Below are 18,279 nucleotides of genomic sequence, written 5' to 3' on the forward strand. Positions count from 1 at the left end.
CCAGTCTTACCTCACAAGCACCCACACGAATTGCTTGATTCAGTTGTTAAAGAGCGGTTGGTTAAGTCTTTCGTCTCAACCGAGGCGCGCATTCTACAGCAGCCTCATTTACTGTCAAGCTGTTTTTCGAAGAATTTCTTCAATCTACTCAACCACTTGCGCTTCCGATCAAACCAGCTTCTCGTCAGCGGGAGGCGCATTCTACAGCGTTCAAACTCGCTGTCAACACCTCGTTTTCTACCGCTTTCGATCACCGTGGCGATCACTCTAAAAGGCTTTAAACCACCCTTCAGAGCCCGGCGAATTCTACACAGCTTTCGCTGTTTTGCAACCCCTCTTTTTAAGCTAACTTCTTGTTTTCTAAGAAGTTTTCCGAGAGGTCGACGCCGGAAGAGGTGCGCATTATAGGCACCTCAGTTTTGCCGTCAACTGCTAATTTCAGTTTTATGTCCAAGCGGTTGAATTTAAACCTGCTGTCATTAGATGACGCTCTGCAAACACTGGACTACGCTTACAGGACAATTGAGCAGTCGTTTGCTATAACTGTTTAAGTCGCCGGGGGGCGCGCTAGTGACTATCTATATTTCTCTGCTTGGTTCACTGCGACAGATTTGGTTGTCACATATAGCACCTGCGTATAGCAGCCTGTGCCGTCGCCCTGCGCTGGCACAGACAAACCAGGGCAAGGACTCACGTTCAGACTTCGCTCTGACAAACATGACAACAGCCATTGAGCAACTGTTCGCGGCTGTAAAACAACAAACCACTGTATATAAGCAAGGACCGCTATGCTAAAGCACTCATACAGGTATTTGAGTCTAGCCGTTGCCGCAGCCGTTCTCAGCGCATGCAACTCAATGGAGCCACAGCCCTACTCGGCTGATGACCAGCAAAAACGCATTCTCGAAGACCAGGCCAAGATGTACGAAGGCCAGCAAGCAGTGACTCACCCCATCAGCTTCTATGAAGCAGTGGCGCGCGCACTGAAATACAACCTGGATTACCGTCTTAAACTGATGGAATCCGCCTTGGCCGCAGACCTGCGTGACGTCAGCAGCCACGAGATGCTCCCCCGCCTTGTTGCATCCGCAGGTTACGCAGGGCGCAATAATGACTCCGGTGGTACTTCAATTGGTATTGAAGATCGCCAAGAGAGCTTGCGCGCGTCGACGTCAGAAGAACGTTATCGCACCATCGACAGCCTCGGGCTCAGTTGGAGCCTGCTAGATTTCGGCATGGCCTACTATCGCACCCAGCAAAAGACCGATCAGGTGCTGATGGCCGAAGAACGTCGCCGCAAAGTCGCGCAGAACGTTTTGCAGGACGTGCGCAATGCGTATTGGCGCGCACTCGGCGCCCAGCGCCTGTTGCCAGAAGTTAATGGCCTGCTCGAACGTACACAGAATGCGCTAGCCGCGGCGCGTTCGGCAGAGTCCAAGGGTCTGCTGCCGCGCCAGGAAGCACTTGCCTATCAGCGCGCCCTGCTCGACTCCATCGACCTGCTGAGCATTCGTCGCCAGGACCTCGAATTTGCCCAGGCGGAACTCGCCGCTTTGATCTCACTCCCGCCTGGCTCGACACTTAAATTAGCCGAGCAATCAGAACCAGAAATGCCCGGTCTTAACGTCAATATTTCCCAGCTCGAAGAGAAGGCTCTGCAGAATCGGCCGGAGATTAATGAGGAGTGGTATCGCAAGCGGGTTAACCAGAACGACCTGAAAATTGCAAAAGCGCAACTGTGGCCAAATGTCGGGGTAAATTGGAGCTATCAGTACGACTCCAACGACTACCTGTACAACAACAGCTGGTCGCAAACCGGTATTCAGGTGTCGATGAACCTGATGCGCCTATTGCAGTTACCCGCGCTCAACTCGGCAGAAGAATCACAAACCCAAACGGATGACATGCGCCGCCTTGCACTGTCGATGGCGGTGCTGACTCAAGTTCGCGTAGGCGCGCTGCGATATCAGTTATCACATGAACAACTGGACTTCGCGCAACAGAGTCTGCAAGTCGATGAGCGCTTGCTGCAATACGCACGCGCCGCCAAGACCAGCTCTGTCGGCTCAGAGTTGGAAGTCATTCGCGCAGAGGGACGCTATCTGCTTTCGCGCTACCAGCGTGAGGCCGCTTATTCGAATACTCAGGCTGCCTGGGGACGCCTGTATAACTCGGTCGGGCTGGATATGATGCCGGAGACGATCAAGGACTATGACGTCAAAACCCTCGCCAGCGAAATCGAGCGCACGCTGAAACAACAGGAGCAGGTCAACCTACTGGCTGCCCAACAAGGAAGTGTCAATGTTCCACAGAAACCGTAGTCCACTGATGTTAACCGTACTGATGGCAGCAATAATGGTCAGCCCAGCCGCGACAGCCGAGCTGCCGCAGGTTATGGATAACCCATCTGCCATCCGTATTCTGCTCAGCTCCGAACTGGAAACCACACTGTCCAGCCAAATGAACGGCACCCTCGGCGAGCTCAATGCATCGCTCGGCAAAACAGTCAAAAAGGGTGAGCTGATCGCAAGCCTGAACTGCCTAGAAGCGCAGGCCAGAAGCAAAGTGGCGAGCGCTGAACTGGCGATGGCGCGGCAAAATCTGAATGCCAAGAAAAGCCTGCGCAAGCTTGATGCAGTTGGCGATCTCGAAGTGGCCATTGCCTCGACAGAAGTACAAAAAGCCCAAGGCGCAGAGTCTATGGCCAAAGCCCAGAGTGGCTATTGCTCGGTAGTTGCACCCTTCAGCGGGCGAATTGCCAAGGTCTATGTGAAGTCCTATCAGACCGTGAGTGCAGGCACACCCTTGTTTGATCTGGTCAGTGATGGTGCATTGAAAGTTCGCCTCAACGTTCCCTCAAGCCTGCTGCCTTCTCTGAAGGAAGGCATGGCGTTGACAGTGGATGTTCACGAAACAGGCAAGCGTTATCCGGCCCATATCAGCGCAATCAATGCCCGGGTCGATGCGGTCGCACAAACCATCGAACTCGAAGCCAGACTCGATCAGGAATACCCCGATCTGATTGCCGGCATGAGCGGCACTGCACGTATCCCAACACGCGATGAGTGAACGTCTTCCTCCCTCTCAGGTTTTACTGAGCCTGACGGCGCTGCGTGACCGTGCATTGGCGGCGACTACATTGAATGCTCTGGCTTTCTCGATGGCCAACGATGTTTATCCGCTGCTCGACTATCGCCAGGCGCTGGTCATGGCCAAGAAAGGTTCGGGGCTGGAACTCCTGTGCGTGTCGGGACTGGCCAAGCCGACAGAAGCCTCGCCCTACCTCATTTGGCTGGAGCGCGCGAGCCGATGGCTGCTTACACAGATCGATGGCGACAAGCCTCAGTGGGTTTCCCGCTCTAACGTGACCCCACCTGAAGAAGTGGCTACCGGCTGGAGTGAGTGGTGGCCTGAAGGGGTCTATTGTGTGCCACTCAAAGACCCTTCAAATAATTTGCTCGGCGTGGTTTTCTTCCTGCTTGCACAGCCTCCGGCCGACGCCCTCAGCGAGCTACTCGAAGGGCTGTGGCAAACATGGGCGTATTGTTGGTCTGCGCTTAGCGGCAGCAAGCGCTTGGCAGGCTGGCGTCCCAGCCGTATGCAGGTGATGATCGCCAGCGCAATTATCTTGGCATTGCTGCTTATTCCGGTTCGCCAGACAGCATTGGCACCCGCCGAGATCGTTTCGCGCAATACGCAAATAATCAGCTCACCGATTGATGGCGTAATCGCCAGCATTGATGTGCGCCCGAACCAGACGGTCAGCGCTGGCATGACATTGTTCACGCTGGACAAAACCACCCTCAGCAACCGCGCCGAAGTGCTCGACAAGGAAGTGGCGGTGGCCGAGGCTGAACTGATCGCCGCGAGCCAGCGCGCCTTTGATAACCCGCAGAGCAAGAGTGAGCTGACCCTGCTCAATGCCCGCGTGCAACAGCGGCGCTCCGAGCTGACAGCCGTTGAGTCGCAACTCAAGCGCACTGTCGTGACCGCGCCTAGCCCCGGCGTGGCCGTTTACAGCGACCCGAATGACTGGATCGGTAAGCCGGTCTCCACCGGAGAGCGCATTCTTCAGGTTGCCGATCCAGACAAGCCAGCCATGCTGATCGAACTGCCTGTCGCCGATGCGATTGCCCTGGAGCCCGGCGCGGAAGTCACCTTGTACCTGACGACTTACCCGCTGCAGCCCTTGCGCGGCAGCATTCTGGAAACCAGCTATAAAGCCAAACCCGGCGAAGACGGCGTGGTTGCCTACCGCTTGCTCGCCAGTATCGAGAGCGCAGGCGAGCACACACGTCTTGGCCTGCACGGCACCGCAAAGCTGTATGGCGACCATGTGATGCTCGGCTATTACCTGCTGCGCCGACCACTTTCCGCCTTCCGTGCCTGGACCGGTTGGTAATGGACAGCCCGTTTGATGCGCCTTTACCGGCGCTGCGTGACGATCTCAAACTCAGCGAGTCTGCGACCAGTATTAATGGTGAACCGTCGTGGGTGATTCAAGACACCGTGATCAACCGGTTTTATCAAATCGGTTGGCTCGAGTTTGAATGCCTGTTGCGTTGGGGCGGAACTGCCCGACAGATCAGCAATGAAATCGCCGAACAAACGCCACTTAACCCCGACCCGGAGCAAGTCCTCGAATTTCGTCAGTTTCTTGAAGGGCACCAACTATTACGCCCAACGACAGCTGCTGTTGAACGCCTGCAAAAGCGCAGCGAGGGCAATGCATGGTTGAGCTGGAAATGGTGGCTGCATCATTACCTGTTCTTCCGCATCCCGCTGCTTCATCCGCAAGACGCGCTACGCGCTCTGGCGCAAAAGCTGAATTGGCTGTTCACCCCGGCAGCCGTCGTTTGCATCATAGTCTTGAGCCTGACCGGAATTGTTCTGGTCATGCACCAGTGGGACACCTTCACCCACGACGTGGTCAATTCGTTCTCAATGGAAGGCGCGCTTGGCTTTGCGCTCGCTTTAATAGTCGGTAAAACCCTGCACGAGTTGGGACACGCGCTGGTCGCAACCCGCATGGGTCTTAATGTTGCGCATATGGGCATCGCCTTTGTGGTGATGTGGCCAATGCTCTACACCGACACTGGCGAAAGCTGGAAGCTGCGCAATCCGCGCCAGCGACTGGCTATTTCAAGCGCCGGCATCATGACCGAGCTAACGCTTGCCGGCTTGGCAACATTGGGTTGGGCGTTATGTGAGCCAGGCGCATTGCGCAACGCCCTGCTGTATCTGGCAACGACCAACTGGCTGCTTTCACTGGCGCTGAATGCCAGCCCGTTCATGCGCTTCGATGGCTACTTTATTCTGTGCGACTTGCTCGATTTTCCAAACCTGCACGAACGCTCATCGGCACAGGCGCGGGTCTTTCTCAGACGTTTTATTCTTGGGTTCAAAGAAGACTGGCCGGAGCCGTTCAGCCCCTCACGCAGGCGCTTGCTGATCTGGTTCGCATTTGGCACATGGATTTACCGTCTGGCACTTTTTCTGGGGATCGCAATTGCTGTCTATCTACTGTTTTTCAAGGTGCTTGGCATCGCCCTGTTCATTGTCGAACTGGCCTGGTTCATCTTTATGCCGATATGGCGCGAAATGAGTTACTGGTGGAAGAATCGCCAAAGCATACGCAGCGACAGGCGCCGCTGGATGCTCGCGGTGCTCTTGGGGCTTCTGATTCTGCTCGCCCTGCCCTGGTCGTGGCAGATCCATGCGCCAGGCGTCGCCCGCGCGGAACAACAACTCACCGTGTACTCGCCCTTTCCAGCACGACTGACTGGCGTCCATGCCAAAGGCCCGGTCGCTGCCGGAGAGACACTGGCAACACTTGAGCAACCCGACATCAACTCCAAACTGGCACAAAGCGAAAGCAGTATGCGCAGCTATCAAGACCGCCTCATCGGTTTGCAGGCAGTGCTTGATGGTTTGACTGAACAGATGGCAACGCGACAGCGGGTGATGGTGGAGTATGAGCAAGCCAAATCGGCGCGCTCAGAGATCGCCCGGCTTAACTTGCAGGCCCCATTCAAAGGCGAGTGGCGCGACATTGATGACAACTGGCGGCCAGGCCAATGGCTGGGCAGCAAAGAGGCGATCGGGGTATTGATTGATCCCTCCAGTTGGCAGGTCGATGCTTACGTGGCGCAGGATCAGGTGGCAAAACTAAGCCCTGGCAATAGCGTTCGCTTCTATCCGAAGGGGCAATTTGAAGCAATTGAGGGCAAAGTTGTTTCGATCAGCACCACTAAATCCAACTATCTCACCCACCCTGTTCTGGCTTCGCGTTACGGCGGACCACTGGAAACCGCCGAGAACGAGCAAAATCTGGCACCGAAGAGTTCGGTTTTTCATGTGGTGATAACGCTGGAAAGACCGCCGCAAGGGCTGCAGGAGACACTCGGGGATGCGCAGATAAAAGGCGACAAACGCAGCCTTTTGGGCGATGCCCTCACCCATCTGCTAGCAGTACTGGTGCGCGAAAGCGGTTTTTAAACCCACTGCGCAACGCTCTGACAACAATACCTTCAGGCACTTAGCGCTGCTAACCAATGCGGTCGCTGAGCCGTTCGGCATGCGTGACTGGAACCTGGCTTACTTGGGTTTTGCTACTTGGAGAAGAGATCGCCAACCGATGCAGCGGGTACATCGTTGCGGGCAACCTTGTCGGCAGATTGCTCTGTGGATGACGTATTGGAGGCGTAATTGAAGCCCAACACCAAACCTGGAATCAGCAGAATGAGCAGATAACGAGCCATTGTATTTCCTCTGCCATGTCGTCAGCTTGCATACGCAAACAGCGACTGGATTTATTTTTGTTTGTGGAAATAGTGTGCCTATTACACAGTCGAGCGATTTGACAAACAGCGCCACAATAATGGTAAACGGCGCCAAAATAAGCGCCATTCATCAGCATCAGGTCGCCGAAAACAGTCTAAATATAGGCGTTAACTGGCTATCTGGCAGAAAAAATCAGGTGCGTGGCACACACTGGCAGCGGCCAAGTGAGCGCATCGGACAATGCGCTCGAAGGGATACCCCAGCCCCGGCTGAGTCAAGCCAGGGCTGGGTTACAGCAATGTAGCGTTTAGCGTAAATCAGACATCCGCACGGCTTTAACACCCAATTGACTCTTGGCCTGTTCGATACGCGGATCATCTGGAGCAACCGTCATCAGTCGCTGCAAGTAGCCAATGGCCCCTTTACGATCGCCCGTTGAACCATGCAGATAAATCATTGCATAGAGCAGATCCGGGTCTTCTCCGGCTTGCTCCAAGCCAGCCGCTAATGCCTCCTTGGCCTCATCTACACGTTTCAGCTGCAGTAACAACAGCCCTTGGTTATAGCGAATTCGCGGATTCCCCGGCAGGCCTTGAGCCGCCTCGCCGAACCATTTCACCGCCTCTTCAGGCTTGCCGTGCTCAACCAGCAACAAGGCCAGCATATAAGCCAGATTGCCACGATCCGGTGCCGGGCTGTCCGGCAGCGCCAAGCCATCACGCAGAGACTTCTCGGCCTCATCTGGGCGCAGCGAATTGTTAGCCAGGGTCACCAGATTTACCCGAGCCGGGGTGAAGTACGGGTCGAGCTTAAGGGCTGCCCGATACTCATCCATTGCTTCCAGGTCACGCCCTTCGCGTTCCAGCAGTACCGCAAGGTTAAGCCGGTTGCCAGGCAAACTGGCATTACTGCGCAGGCGCTTCTCGTAATCAGCCAGAGCCGCTTTGAAAGGCTCACGGCTGGCTTCGGGCAAGGCAATAGTCGGTATGCCGGCTAATGCGCGAACGGTCTCATCACGTACTGACTGCAGCGGATCATCGAGCAAGGGCAGCAAACGCTTAACCCGCTCAACAGGCGGCAACGTGGTAAATGCAGACACGGCATAGTTACGCACTAACGGATTCTTGTCTTTTAGCGCCTGCTCGAGAGTCGGCAAAGCCGGGGCGCCGAATGCAGCAATCTCATCGGCAGCAGTCGCACGCACAATGGCAGGCTTACCCAGGTCGGTGATGATCGCTGCGAGCTTTTCCATGGAGCCGGGCTGTCCAGTGCGCGCAGCGTGGAAGTCTTCGCCGTAATGGGGAGGACGCGCCGGGCTGCCAAACCAGCCCTCAATTGCCTTGCTCGCCCACTCGGGCTTCTGATCCTCATGGCAAGTTGTGCAGGCATCCGGGCTCGCTGTTTGTGCAGCGAGATCAGGACGCGGAATGCGCATACTGTGATCGCGACGCGGATCAATGACCATGTAGGTTTCTTCAGGCATGTGACAATTTACACACTGCGCACCAGCTGAGCCGACTTCGTGGTGATGATGCTCCGGCGTGTCGTAATTTTTGGCCTGCAGTGAAGGGAACCGCTTGGGCGGCGTTTCGGTATGGCACTGCATGCAAAGGCCATTGCCTTCGATTTTTACTTTGTTGGTATGCGGGTTATGGCAATCGGTGCAGGTCACACCCGCGTTGTACATTTTGCTTTGGGTGAATGACCCATAGACATACACCTCGCCCTGAATCTGCCCGTCGGCGTGGTAGAGGTTTTCACGCAATGTAGAAGGCACGGCACTGTCGAGCAGCGGCTTGCCAACGTGCGCATCAATACCGAGTGTTTGCCGGCGGCTGTGGCAGCTCGCGCATTGCTCAACCAGCCCCTGACTACCCAGTTTGGCATAATCGACCTGCAAGCCAATGTCTTTGAGAGCGCTGTATTCGCCAGCCGGTTTACCCTCCTCTTTAGCCTTCTCAGCCCAGTCTACGTGAGCTTGTGCGGGGCCATGGCAACTCTGACAACCGACATTCTGCTCTTTCCAGGTGGTCGCGAAAGCATCGGCTTTATCGTCGTAATTGTTAAGGAGATTGGTCGAGTGGCAATCCGCGCACATGGCGTTCCAGTTCTGATAACGACCGGTCCAGTGCAGAGGGTCATCCGGGGTGAAGTGTTGGCCGGGATAGAGTGAGAACCAGCGCTGACCACCTTCAGCCTTTGGCCGACTGTCCCAGGCAATGGTCAGGCTCTGCAGGCGTCCGCGAGACATCTCGACCAGATACTGCTGCAACGGACTGAAGCCGAAGGTATAGCGGATCTCGAAGTCAGTCGGCTTGCCGTCCGGCCCTTCAGTGTTGACGAAAAACTTGTCTGCTTTCTTGAAAAAACGCGCGTTGACCTTACCGTCAGTGAACTCGGCATTGGCAAAATCACCGAGCACATTTTCCGGTGTCGCCAAGCGCATGGCCCACGCGTGATCGGAGTCTTTCCAGGCTTTGGTCTCCTCCACATGGCAGGCAGTACACGTTTGGGCGCTGGCATATCCCTCGGAGTGCTCGGCAAGCCCCGGCGCCTTGCCGGGCTCAGCATGAATGGCTTGCGTGAATAATGCACACAACGCCCAACTCAGTGATATCAATCGAGCAGAAAACATCTCGGCATCCTTAAATTTTTTGCGTGACTGCTGGACACAGGTAGGCAGTCCCTGCCGTGCCATTTAAAACCACAATTATTAGCTGGGGACTAAATACAAAACCAGCCCTATTTGAGCTATCAAAGCGAGCTGCATTTGGCATAATACGCCAAACACTCGTCAAACTACGCCACCCAGCCCTGAGCCTGTAACACGCCTCTGCTATTCGAGTCCCGCCATGACCGACTTTGCCCGTGCATCCACACTATCAGGCTATCGTGAATTTGCTATCAGCCAAAAACTCAACCCGGTCGAGTTGCTCAAAGAGGTTGGCTTGCCCGCTGATGTACTTGAGCAGCCAGAAAGCCTGATCTCCTATCGCAAGTTTGCCAAACTGCTGGATATAAGCTCACAGAGGAGCGGCAACACGCTGTTTGGCTTGCAGTACGGCCTGTTTCAGGGTGTCAGTGTTTTCGGCCCTATTCTCTATCTGCTGCGCAACGCCAACAATGTTGGCGAAGCACTGCAGGAACTGGGTCTGTACTTTCATCTGCATTCGGCCGCGGCTGAAGTTAAGCTTGAAGTCCAGGGCTCGCGCGTTCTGCTTATCTACAGCATTGAAGAGCACAGTTTCCACGGCTTGCGCCACGCCGTTGAATTGGCCCTTGGAGTGGGTGCCGAGTTGATGCGCACCCTGATCGGCAATCGCTGGCAACCGATCGGCGCGATGATGCAACACGCGCCTGCAAGTGACATGCAGGCCTACCGGCGCTTACTCGGCACTTCGCCGCAATTCAACAGCATGCACAACGCCTGGGTCTTCGATCAGAGTTTGCTGCAGATACCGTTGAGCAGCGCGGATGAAGCCCTGCATAGACTGATGCAGCAACATCTGACCCACCTTGATCAGATGTCGATAAAAGAATTGCCCAGCTATGTGCGCCAACTATTGCGCAGCCTGCTCCCCGGTGGCCGGGTGACTATTGAGCAAATTGCTGACTACATGATGCTCAGCACGCGAACCTTGCAACGCTACTTGTCTGACGAGGGCACCTCGTTCCAAACGTTGCTGGATGAGACCCGCCAAAGCATGGCCGAGCGATACCTGCGTGACGCTACGGTGAATCTGACGCAGCTTGCGACCCTGCTCGGCTACTCAGACCTGAGCGCATTTTCAAGGGCTTTTCAGCGTTGGTTCGGCCAGAGCCCGCGCGAATGGAAACGCCAGAATACCGATGCGTCCAAGCGCCCTCGCGTGCGCATTCGCAAACCCACAACTGAGCGCTGGTCAATCGCGCCTAAACCTGCGATCGCAACACCGCCTGCGCGAACCCGGTAGCGATTTTCCCACGCACCAATCCCTTCAATTTGCCTCATCCGAGAGCCTGGTGGCGTGCCTGCAACTGTAGTCGCAACCTGGCACAGGGCCATTCGTGCGCGGCCCAAGCTCAGGCCACACAGTTGCAACAATGAAATCTTTTGATGCAACAGTATGCAATCGCAATAAAGTTGCAATCCCTTCCTGAACCCGCGTTATACCCGCGTTCTAGAGCCTTACCTGGCGAATCCCAACCAAAAGTTTTGGCGTAACTAGTCAAGCTGATGGCGTAAATTATCAAGTAATTAAACAAACACACACCAATACTGTTCCGGCCGCATTACTGGGGAGCTTGCCCCCAATTCAACAAAACCGTTCAAGACCACGCACAGATCGATACCCCCCGACAACAATAACTAGGAGGGTGTTGCTTATGTCAGCACTTCGATACACGAATAAACAAGGTCCACAATGGCTGGCACGTGCAGCCTTATTAATTTCACCTCTCGCCTGCGCCATTTCCCTGCAAGCGCAAGCCAGCGAGTTCCAATGGGGAGAAGTAAGCGGACGCGCCAACGGTAGCATCAACGTTGGTGGCATCTGGAACGCCGAGGACCGTAACAAGAACTGGGCCTATCAGGGCAACGCCACCGCAGCCGGCGCTGGCAATGGCTGGAACCCATCTGGCGGACGCAATAACGATGACGGCCGCTTGAACTTTCGCAAACGCGGCCTGGTTTCATCCCCCATTACCTTGCTCGGCGAAGCAGAGTTCAGCTACAAGAACTACGGCGCGTTCCTGCGCGGTAAAGCGTGGTACGACTACACGCTGGACAACAAAAATGTGGACTTCGGTCACTCCTCCAATGGCTACTCAGCCAACAGCAAACTGGACGACAGCCACTTCGACGAACTGGCCAAATTTCAGGGGCTAGAACTGCTCGATGCCTATGTGTATGGAGACTTCGAGATTGCCGAGCACCCCTTGCATGTCCGTCTCGGTAATCAGGTAGTCACCTGGGGAGAAGGCCTGTTTTTCCAGAACAGCATCAACTCTATCAACCCGATTGACGTAGCCGCGCTGCGCCGCCCCGGATCGCAGCTCAAGGAAGCGCTGTTGCCGGTGCCGGTGCTGTACGGCAATTTCGATGTCACCGACAACCTGAGCATGGAAGCCTTCTACCAGCTGGAGTGGCGCCAGACTGTGCTTGAGGGTTGCGGCACCTACTTTTCAAACAACGACTTCATTACCGATGGCTGCTACGGCGTGCCACGCGGTGGCGCGAATGACTATGAGACGTACGCCAACGATCTGTATATTCAGCGCGCAGGCGACAATGAGCCTGATGACTCAGGCCAGTTTGGTGTGGCATTTCGCTACTTCGCAGACGATATTGGTACCGAGTTCGGCGCTTATGCGATGAATATTCACTCGCGTACCCCCTACGCGAGCGTCATGACCGATAAATATGGCCCACAGGTGCTGGCTGGCGCCCTGGCCAGCAGGACAAGAATCTCAGTTACCTTGCAGATTTCCCGGAAGATATCCGCATCTTTGGTCTTAGCTTTTCGACCAACGTATTCGGCACCTCAGTATTCGGTGAATACAGCTATCGACCGAACCAGCCCGTGCAACTCGCAACGGCTGACCTGATTCCAGCATTTGCCGGCAATCCTGCAGGCTTGGGCGCATTGATCGGCGGCGATCTGGCCCTCGGTCAGGATGCGATCAATGCAGCGCCCGGGAGTAAATACAACGGCTACGATCGGCTGGAAGTCTCTCAAGCGTCGATAAGCTTTATCAAATCCATCCCGCAAATCATCGGCGCAGACAACCTCGCGATGGTAGGTGAAGTGGGCATGAAGTACATGCACGACCTGCCCAGCCTCTCGGAGCGCCGTTACAACAAGCGCGATCTGTACGGCAGCGACTTGGCTTCCGGCAGTGCAAAAGGCTGCGCCGTGGGTGTGCCGACGGCAAAGTACAAAAAGTATGCCTGTTCGAAAGATGGCTATACCACCGACTTCTCGTGGGGCTACCGTCTGCGCGCACAATTGAACTACCAAGGCCTTTTTGCAGGGGTCAACGTTTCACCGTATGTGGCCTTTGGCCAGGACGTTCAAGGCTGGTCTTACGACAGCAACTTTGTTGAAGACCGCCTGCTCGGGGCACTGGGTGTAAAAGCTGAATATATGCAGGATTACTCTGCAGAACTGGCGTGGGCAAGCACTGGCAACACCCCTTTCGCACCGACTGATTCTGATTTTGTCGCGTTCAGCGTGCGCATGGGTTTCTAAGCTAAGGAGTAGCAATAATGAAAATGGATTTACTATCTGCGGCCGTTGTCGGCGCAGCATTGAGCCTGGTAAGTACCGGCGCGCTTGCACAAGACGGCGCTCGCCTGGGCCAGGACCTGACGCCGGTTGGTGCTGAAAAAGCCGGCAATGCCAGCGGCACGATTCCGGCCTGGGACGGCGGCTTGTCAACGCCTCCGGCAGGCTACACCGCCACTTCGGGTTACATCGACCCGTTTACCGATGAAAAGCCTCTCGACACCGTAACCGCTCCCAATATGGCCAAGTACTCGGACCTGCTGTCCGCTGGTTACAAGGCAATGCTCGCCAAGTATCCCGATTTCAAAATGCTGGTTTACCCAAGCCATCGCACTGCTGCACTGCCGCAAGCCGAATACGATGAGATTCTCAAGACTGCAGGCACCGTAAAGTTGGCCGACGGCGGTAACGGCATGGTCAATTACCAGCAAGCGTCGGTTCCATTCCCGGAGCCGAAACAAGCTGAAGAGGTCATCTTCAACCACCTCGTACGCTATCGCGCGGGCGGCTACAGCTATCATCCGACTGAGATGGTGGTTCAGGCCAACGGCAACTTCACGCCGGTACGCCGCTCGGTCAGTATCGTCATGGCATCGTCCCTGGGTAACCCTGAAGAAAACCGCCTGCTCTACTACCTCAGCAAAGTCACTTCACCCGAAAGCGTTGCCGGCTTGCAGACGCTGGTCCATGAGCCCATCGACCAGACCAAGGAAACCCGCCTGGCCTGGCAGTACAATCCAGGCCAGCGCCGCGTATTGCGCGCGCCAGAAGTCTCATACGACTCGCCTGTTAACACGTCAGACGGCTTGCGCACCAACGATTCGGTAGACATGTACAACGGTGCGTTGGACAAGTACGACTGGAAGCTGGTCGGCAAAAAAGAAATGTTGGTGCCGTACAACACCTACAAGCTTGCTGATCGCACGCTCAAGTATGACGACATCATCAAGCCCAACCACCTCAATCAGGATCTGCTCCGCTACGAGCAACATCGTGTTTGGGTCGTTGAAGCCACACTCAAGCCGGGTCAGCGACACATCTACGCCAAGCGCGTGTTCTATATCGACGAAGACAGCTGGGGCATTCTGGCGACAGACCTGTATGACGGCCGTGGCGAACTGTGGCGCATGCAGGAAGCTCACACCGTGCAGCGTTACGACGTCAATTCAAGCATCGCCATCAGTGACCTTGCCTATGACCTGCAAGCACGTCGCTACATCGTTTATGGCCTGGAAAACGAAGAGAAGATCTCCAAGTTCGGCATCAAGGCGAAGCTGAAGGACTTCAGCACCGCCGCCTTGCGTCGCAGCGGCCGCTAAGCAAAACAGCTCCATGGTTTGGGGTGGCAGGCGACCGTCTGCCACCCCCATTTTCAGTTCAGAGACATAGACCCCATGAAGACTTTTTCCCGATCTGCACTCACCCTGCTGATCAGCCTGAGTGTGGGCCTTGCGGCGGCTCAGATCAACGCCGCACCCTTGACCGATCGGGTAGATCGCCCCTCGCACCTGACCGCCAACGCGGCACAATTTCCCCTGATTGACATTCAGTCGATCAACGATCGCCAAGTGATGGTTGGCGAGAGCGGGCACATATTGCTCGGGACCGCCGACGGTAAAATCAAACAGGTCGATGTTCCGGTCGATCTGCTGCTCACTGCAGTGCATTTCGTCGACCCGCAAAATGGCTGGGTGGTTGGCCACGATGGAGTCGTGTTGCACAGCACCGATGGTGGGCAACACTGGATCAAGCAGATCGATGGCCGCGATATAAGCAAGACCATGCAGGTCTGGGCTGAGTCCGCCCTCGCCGACGCTGAGAAAGCCAGCGAGGCCGCGCCCGATGACGAGGATCTTGAGATTGCTTTGGATAACGCCTACTTCGCGCTGGACGATGTTGAGGCCGGCAGCGAGGCGGGCCCGTCACGTCCCCTGCTCGATGTCTGGTTCCGTGATGTCAATGAAGGCTGGGCAGTCGGCGCCTACGGTATGTTCATCCACACAACCGATGGTGGCAGCACCTGGAATTACGTAGCAGCGCTGCCCAATCCGGATCGCATGCACCTCAATACCGTGCTCGGCTTAACCGATCGCACCCTGCTGGTGGGCGGCGAAGGCGGTCGCATGTATCGCTCGCAAGACAATGGCCAAAGCTGGACCGCTAGCCGTAATCCCAGCCAGGCCTCTATCTACAAGATCCTCGAACTCAAGGACGGCAGCCTGCTGGCCCTTGGCTTTGGTGGCGAGTTGCTCAACAGCCAGGATCAGGGCGCCAGCTGGACTGAACTGCAATCACAGACGCGCGTGAGTCTCTATAACGGCACCCAACTGGCTGACGGCAGCGTTCTGCTGGCAGGCCAAAGAGGCACCCTTTTATATAGCCGCGACGGCAAGCACTTCAACGTATGGAAATCCAAGTCCAGCGCTTCATGGTTGGGTGTTGCCGAGAGTTCCCCGCAGATGCTGATGTTGATCGGCAGCAAAGGCTTGCAGCGCCTTTCGCTGAGTGAGCTCAAGGAGCAATTACAATAATGAGCACCCAGACACCCAAACAACCCGAGCGCCCAGAACACAATCCAACCAGCATGCAGCGCGTGGTCGGCTACCTTGAGCGCGCCCTGTTCCACAACCGAATTGCGGTGCTGATTTTCTTTCTCCTCGCGTCAGTGATTCTGGGCTACGCCGCCTTGTCATTGCGACCGGATGCCAGCTTTACCCGGATGATTCCGACTGGCCACCCGTTCATCGCCAACTACCTCAAGTTCGAGGACGTACTGCGCTCGCAAAGCAACGTCTTGCGTGTATTGGTCGAAAACCCCAACGGTGAAATCCTCGACAAGCAGTTCATGGAGACCTCGCGCGAGGTCAACGACCGGGTTTTTTATATTCCGGGCGTCGACCGCGGCAACCTGAAATCCCTGTGGACCCCGAACGCACTGTGGACTGAAGTCACCACTGATGGCATGCGTTCCGGGCGTGTTATTCCGGACGACTACAACGGTGACGAGCAGTCGCTTGCGCAGGTAAAACAGAATATCCAGCGCGCCAACATGATTGGCAGCTATGTGGCCAATGACTTCAAGTCGACCATCATTCGTGTGCCCTTGCTTGAGCGCGACCCAGAGACGGGCAAGCTCCTGGATTACGGCGCCTTCACCCAGGAACTGGAGAAGCAGGTACGCGATCATTTCGACGCCAAAGGGGTGACGATTCGCGTCATCGGTTTTGCCCAGATCATTGGCGACTTGCTCGCCGCCGCCACTGATATCGCGATCTACTTTGCCATTACCGTCGGCCTGATTACGGTCCTGCTGTACCTCTATTGCCGCTGCTGGCGCAGCACCGCCGTCACGGTATTAACCTGTTTGCTGACGGTCGTCTGCCAGCTTGGTCTGCTCAGCCTGCTCGGCTATGGCCTCGACCCATACTCGATTCTGGTACCGTTTCTAATATTCGCCATCGGCATCAGTCACGCGGTCCAGAACATCAACTTGATGATGAGCGAGATGGGTCAAGGCGCAACTCCACTGGAAGCCTCACGGCGGACATTCCGCGCGTTGTTCATTCCGGGTTCTACGGCGTTGCTGGCGGATGCTGTCGGTTTCATGACCTTGCTGGTGATTGATATCGGGGTGATTCAGCAGCTCGCAATCACCGCCAGTATCGGTGTGTTCGTGGCCATCTTCACCAAGATGTTCCTGCTGCCAGTGCTTATGTCATACGTGGGTGTAAGCCCCAAAGGCATGGCGCAACAGCACAAGCGTGCGAACTCCTCCTGGCCGATCTTCCGCCGCGTTGCCCGCGTGGTTGAGCCGCGCAACGCCCTGCCGCTAATCGCATTCAGCCTGGTGTTATTGGGCTATGGCTACTACGCCCGGGAAGACCTGAAGATCGGTGACCTTGATAAAGGTGCGCCAGAGTTCCGCGCCGACTCACGTTACAACGTAGACAACGCGTACCTGCTCGACCACTACACCACCAGTACCGATGTTTTTGTGGTGATCTTCAAAACCCCACAAGAGCAATGCGCACGCTTCAACGCAGCAGACCTCGCCAACCAGATGGAACTCAACTTGTTGGAAGTTGAAGGGGTCGAGTCGATCCAGTCACTTTACAAGACCATGCGCTTCAAGATCCTGGCACACAACGAAGGCAACCCGAAGTGGGCTGAACTCTCGCGTGATCAGTATGTAATGAACACCGCACGCGTGGGCGCGCCGTCCGAACTGGTAGACCCGAACTGCAGCGTTGCACCGATCAGCCTGTACCTGGCTGATCACAAGGCCGAAACGCTGACACGCGTGGTCAACGCGGTCGAGGCCTTCAGCACGCGCTATGATCTTGGCGACTTCGAGATTCTGCAGGCGGCTGGGAACGCCGGTATCGAGGCAGCGACCAACATCGTCATTGATCACTCTGAAAAGCTCATGTTGTTGCTGGTGTTCGTGATCATCTCGGCGGTTGTGTTGTGGGAGTTCCGCTCGATCAAAGTGACAATCGCGCTGATGCTGCCGCTGTACATCTCAACCGTGCTCTGCGAAGCCTTTATGGCGAAGATGGGCCTCGGGGTGAAGATCGCCACATTGCCGGTGATTGCACTGGGCGTGGGCATCGGCGTGGACTACGGGATCTATCTGTATAGCCGCCTGGAAGGCTTCCTGAATCAAGGCATGAAGTTTGGTGACGCCTACTTCGAAGCCCTGAAAACCACAGGTACTTCAGTGGCCTTTACCGGCATCACATTAGCAATGGGTGTCGTAACGTGGTCGTTCTCAGCATTGAAGTTCCAGGCTGACATGGGCTTGCTGCTGGTTCTGCTGTTCATCTGGAACATGGTCGGCGCGCTGCTGTTACTGCCCGCCATTGCCTCGATGCTGATGCGCAACAAGTACCCGCACGACTGACCTGCAAAGCCGTAGAGATCAGCGCCCAATCGGGCGCTGATTTTGTTTCAACGCCTCAAAACCCTCCCCAACACGCCACGCTTGCTGATGCGTACTGCACCCGGCCACGGCAGCCATGCCATCACCCACCTGCTCTGCAAAGCTGACGCGCGTCTTGGCTGCACACGCCAGCAGGCTATATGGGTGAACGTGTTCGGAGCCAACACGAGCTCTCGGGTGCACTGGTTCTTCTTCAATACGCAGAAATCCCAACGCACCGATCACAACGCGCAGATGCAGTATCAGTGATCCTGCCGATCTACGTGTCACTCACGCCCCTCAGCGGGT

The 18,279-nt window shown here is 55.9% G+C and carries 13 protein-coding genes; 11 read left to right on the forward strand and 2 right to left on the reverse strand.

Going from position 1 to position 18,279, the window contains the following annotated elements; genetic code table 11:
- Nucleotides 1-788 precede the first annotated feature (788 nt).
- From FEZ62_RS15735 to FEZ62_RS15750, 4 genes are read left to right on the forward strand one after another with little or no spacing between them, the layout of a single operon-like run.
- The gene (locus tag FEZ62_RS15735) at nt 789-2,321 is read left to right on the forward strand and encodes a TolC family protein (RefSeq protein WP_172928815.1); all 1,533 of its coding nucleotides are present in this window, start codon (nt 789-791) and stop codon (nt 2,319-2,321) included.
- 34 nt (nt 2,322-2,355) lie between these two features.
- A complete protein-coding gene (locus FEZ62_RS15740; protein ID WP_242454982.1) occupies nt 2,356-3,069 on the forward strand; it encodes an efflux RND transporter periplasmic adaptor subunit in 714 nt (237 codons plus the stop codon).
- Entirely contained in the window at nt 3,062-4,402 is a 1,341-nt protein-coding gene (locus FEZ62_RS15745; protein WP_172928819.1) for an HlyD family efflux transporter periplasmic adaptor subunit, read from the forward strand. The genes FEZ62_RS15740 and FEZ62_RS15745 overlap by 8 nt, the downstream gene beginning before the upstream one ends.
- On the forward strand, nt 4,402-6,498 hold the full coding sequence (locus FEZ62_RS15750; protein ID WP_172928821.1) for an HlyD family efflux transporter periplasmic adaptor subunit: 2,097 nt from the start codon (nt 4,402-4,404) through the stop codon (nt 6,496-6,498). The genes FEZ62_RS15745 and FEZ62_RS15750 overlap by 1 nt, the downstream gene beginning before the upstream one ends.
- A gap of 113 nt (nt 6,499-6,611) precedes the next feature.
- On the opposite strand, the gene FEZ62_RS15755 is transcribed toward FEZ62_RS15750, so the two are convergent.
- Both FEZ62_RS15755 and FEZ62_RS15760 read right to left on the reverse strand, forming a co-directional pair.
- The gene (locus FEZ62_RS15755) at nt 6,612-6,761 is read right to left on the reverse strand and encodes a hypothetical protein (RefSeq protein WP_170860642.1); all 150 of its coding nucleotides are present in this window, start codon (nt 6,759-6,761) and stop codon (nt 6,612-6,614) included.
- A 329-nt stretch (nt 6,762-7,090) separates the two neighbouring features.
- Nucleotides 7,091-9,418 (reverse strand): tetratricopeptide repeat protein, encoded by a 2,328-nt coding sequence (locus FEZ62_RS15760; protein WP_172928823.1) that lies wholly within the window; start codon nt 9,416-9,418, stop codon nt 7,091-7,093.
- A 217-nt stretch (nt 9,419-9,635) separates the two neighbouring features.
- On the opposite strand from FEZ62_RS15760, the gene FEZ62_RS15765 reads away from it, so the two are divergent.
- The 7 genes from FEZ62_RS15765 (at nt 9,636) to FEZ62_RS15790 (ending at nt 18,240) form a co-directional block, all read left to right on the forward strand.
- Nucleotides 9,636-10,736 (forward strand): AraC family transcriptional regulator, encoded by a 1,101-nt coding sequence (locus FEZ62_RS15765; protein ID WP_172928825.1) that lies wholly within the window; start codon nt 9,636-9,638, stop codon nt 10,734-10,736.
- A 412-nt stretch (nt 10,737-11,148) separates the two neighbouring features.
- Complete coding sequence (locus FEZ62_RS15770) at nt 11,149-12,369, forward strand: DUF1302 family protein (protein WP_274600703.1); 1,221 nt, start codon at nt 11,149-11,151, stop codon at nt 12,367-12,369.
- Nucleotides 12,267-13,013 carry a DUF1302 family protein gene (locus tag FEZ62_RS20885; protein WP_345940454.1) on the forward strand — a complete coding sequence of 249 codons (747 nt, stop codon included), beginning with the start codon at nt 12,267-12,269 and terminating at the stop codon, nt 13,011-13,013. Before FEZ62_RS15770 ends, FEZ62_RS20885 begins: the two co-directional genes overlap by 103 nt.
- Before the next feature lie 17 nt (nt 13,014-13,030).
- Nucleotides 13,031-14,368 carry a DUF1329 domain-containing protein gene (locus tag FEZ62_RS15775; RefSeq protein ID WP_172928827.1) on the forward strand — a complete coding sequence of 446 codons (1,338 nt, stop codon included), beginning with the start codon at nt 13,031-13,033 and terminating at the stop codon, nt 14,366-14,368.
- 75 nt (nt 14,369-14,443) lie between these two features.
- Nucleotides 14,444-15,580, forward strand: a complete 1,137-nt coding sequence (locus FEZ62_RS15780) for a YCF48-related protein (protein WP_150549359.1) — start codon at nt 14,444-14,446, stop codon at nt 15,578-15,580.
- Nucleotides 15,580-17,952: an MMPL family transporter gene (locus FEZ62_RS15785; protein WP_172928829.1), complete on the forward strand. Its 2,373-nt coding sequence runs from the start codon at nt 15,580-15,582 to the stop codon at nt 17,950-17,952. The genes FEZ62_RS15780 and FEZ62_RS15785 overlap by 1 nt, the downstream gene beginning before the upstream one ends.
- A gap of 87 nt (nt 17,953-18,039) precedes the next feature.
- A complete protein-coding gene (locus FEZ62_RS15790; RefSeq protein ID WP_172928831.1) occupies nt 18,040-18,240 on the forward strand; it encodes a hypothetical protein in 201 nt (66 codons plus the stop codon).
- Nucleotides 18,241-18,279 lie beyond the last annotated feature (39 nt).

This window comes from Pseudomonas sp. MS19 (assembly GCF_013277615.1).
Taxonomy (GTDB): Bacteria; Pseudomonadota; Gammaproteobacteria; order Pseudomonadales; family Pseudomonadaceae; genus Aquipseudomonas; species Aquipseudomonas marincola.

Bases quoted from the DNA above. Each gene is read 5' to 3' on its own strand.
- FEZ62_RS15760 (WP_172928823.1), bottom strand. From the start codon at position 9,418: ATGTTTTCTGCTCGATTGATATCACTGAGTTGGGCGTTGTGTGCATTA.
- FEZ62_RS15755 (WP_170860642.1), bottom strand. From the start codon at position 6,761: ATGGCTCGTTATCTGCTCATTCTGCTGATTCCAGGTTTGGTGTTGGGC.
- FEZ62_RS15790 (WP_172928831.1), top strand. From the start codon at position 18,040: ATGCGTACTGCACCCGGCCACGGCAGCCATGCCATCACCCACCTGCTC.
- FEZ62_RS15785 (WP_172928829.1), top strand. From the start codon at position 15,580: ATGAGCACCCAGACACCCAAACAACCCGAGCGCCCAGAACACAATCCA.
- FEZ62_RS15780 (WP_150549359.1), top strand. From the start codon at position 14,444: ATGAAGACTTTTTCCCGATCTGCACTCACCCTGCTGATCAGCCTGAGT.
- FEZ62_RS15745 (WP_172928819.1), top strand. From the start codon at position 3,062: ATGAGTGAACGTCTTCCTCCCTCTCAGGTTTTACTGAGCCTGACGGCG.
- FEZ62_RS15740 (WP_242454982.1), top strand. From the start codon at position 2,356: ATGGTCAGCCCAGCCGCGACAGCCGAGCTGCCGCAGGTTATGGATAAC.
- FEZ62_RS15765 (WP_172928825.1), top strand. From the start codon at position 9,636: ATGACCGACTTTGCCCGTGCATCCACACTATCAGGCTATCGTGAATTT.
- FEZ62_RS15770 (WP_274600703.1), top strand. From the start codon at position 11,149: ATGTCAGCACTTCGATACACGAATAAACAAGGTCCACAATGGCTGGCA.
- FEZ62_RS15735 (WP_172928815.1), top strand. From the start codon at position 789: ATGCTAAAGCACTCATACAGGTATTTGAGTCTAGCCGTTGCCGCAGCC.
- FEZ62_RS15750 (WP_172928821.1), top strand. From the start codon at position 4,402: ATGGACAGCCCGTTTGATGCGCCTTTACCGGCGCTGCGTGACGATCTC.
- FEZ62_RS15775 (WP_172928827.1), top strand. From the start codon at position 13,031: ATGAAAATGGATTTACTATCTGCGGCCGTTGTCGGCGCAGCATTGAGC.